This window comes from Clavibacter lycopersici, assembly GCF_003576405.1.
Taxonomy (GTDB): domain Bacteria; phylum Actinomycetota; class Actinomycetes; order Actinomycetales; family Microbacteriaceae; genus Clavibacter; species Clavibacter lycopersici.
This window is the reverse complement of the sequence record NZ_QWGT01000401.1, coordinates 1-1,296: the sequence shown is the minus strand read 5'-3', so window position 1 is coordinate 1,296 and position 1,296 is coordinate 1. Positions and strand designations below refer to the sequence as shown.

The following is a 1,296-nucleotide window of genomic DNA, read 5'->3' as shown; positions in this document are numbered from 1 at the left end:
GGCACCGCCGCCGCGAGCACGTCGAGCGTGCCCTGCCCGCCGTCGGCCATGGGGGCGATGACCACGTCGTCACCCGGGCGCGCGCGGAGCCAGCCGCGCCGGAGGGCCTCGGCGGCCTCGACGGCGGTGGCGGATCCGGTGAGCGAGTCGGGCGAGACGACGACGCGCAGCGGGCGGGGAGCGGCGGTGCTCATGGCGCCAGTCTGCCGGACGGGTCGGAGCGGCTCGCGACATGCCGGAGATCAGGGGCCGGCGCCGGCGCCGGATCAGTCCGGCGCGACGCCCGCCCGGTGCGCGAGCAGCGCAGCGCCGACCAGCCCGGCGTCGTTGCCGCGGCTCGCCGCGATGATCTCCGTGTCGAGGTGCAGGAACGCCTCGAAGCGCGCGAACTCGTGCGCGGCCGCGCCGCCCACCACGATGAGGTCGGGCGACATGATCGACTCCAGGTGCCGGTAGTAGCGCTCCAGCCGCGCCGCCCACTCCTCGAAGGTCAGCCCCTCGCGGCGCACCGCGGAGAACGCGGCCTGCATCTCGTAGTCGCCGCCGTCGATGTGGACGTGCCCGAGCTCGCTGTTCGGGATCAGCGTGCCGTCGTGCAGGAGCGCCGTGCCGATGCCCGTGCCGAGGGTCGTGAGGATCACGAGGCCGCCGCGGCCCTGCAGCACGCCGTACTCGAGCTCCGCCACCCCGGCCGCGTCGGCGTCGTTGACGGTGAGCACGTCGATCCCGCTGCGCTCGCGGATCGCGGTGCGCGCGTCCATGCCGAGCCAGCGGTCGGAGATGTGGGCGGAGGAGCGCACGATGCCGTCGCGCACGATCCCGGGGACGCCGACGCCCACCGGCAGGTCCTCGTCGGGTGTGAGCTCGAGCACGATCTCGGCGATCACGTCGGCGATGTCCTCGGGCTCGCCGCCCACCGGCTTCGCGACGGTCATGCGCTCGGTGAGGCGGATCCCCGTGGTCACGTCGACGATCCCGGCCTTGAGCGTCGTGCCGCCGATGTCGATGCCGAGAGCCAGCCGGTCGCGGTGGGCGAGGGCCGCGTGGGCGCCCTCGGGCGCGGCGACCACGGCGCGATCGACGGGGATGAAGCCGACCGCCGCCGGACCGCCGTCGTGCGTCCCGGCGTCGTGCGCCGGTCCGCTGTCGGAGGCGGGCCGCGGCGCGGTCTCGGGCTGGGGCACGGCGGGGCCTCTCGGTTGCGGGTCTCGGGTCTCGGCTTGCGGATCCGGGGGCGGTCAGTGGCGCGGGGCGGATGCGGCGCGCGGTCGGGCTGTGGGGCTGCGGCACGGACGC

Annotated in this window: 2 protein-coding genes; both read right to left on the bottom strand. The window is 75.9% G+C overall.

Annotation, left to right across the window (positions count from 1 at the left end):
• Window positions 1-194 (bottom strand): glycerate kinase (locus tag DZG00_RS15500; protein WP_147360068.1); only part of this gene is annotated, 194 nt, incomplete at its 3' end.
• A gap of 72 nt (window positions 195-266) precedes the next feature.
• Window positions 267-1,184, bottom strand: coding sequence for a polyphosphate--glucose phosphotransferase (gene ppgK, locus DZG00_RS15495; protein ID WP_119455820.1), 918 nt, complete (start codon window positions 1,182-1,184; stop codon window positions 267-269).
• Between the last annotated feature and the right edge of the window lie 112 nt (window positions 1,185-1,296).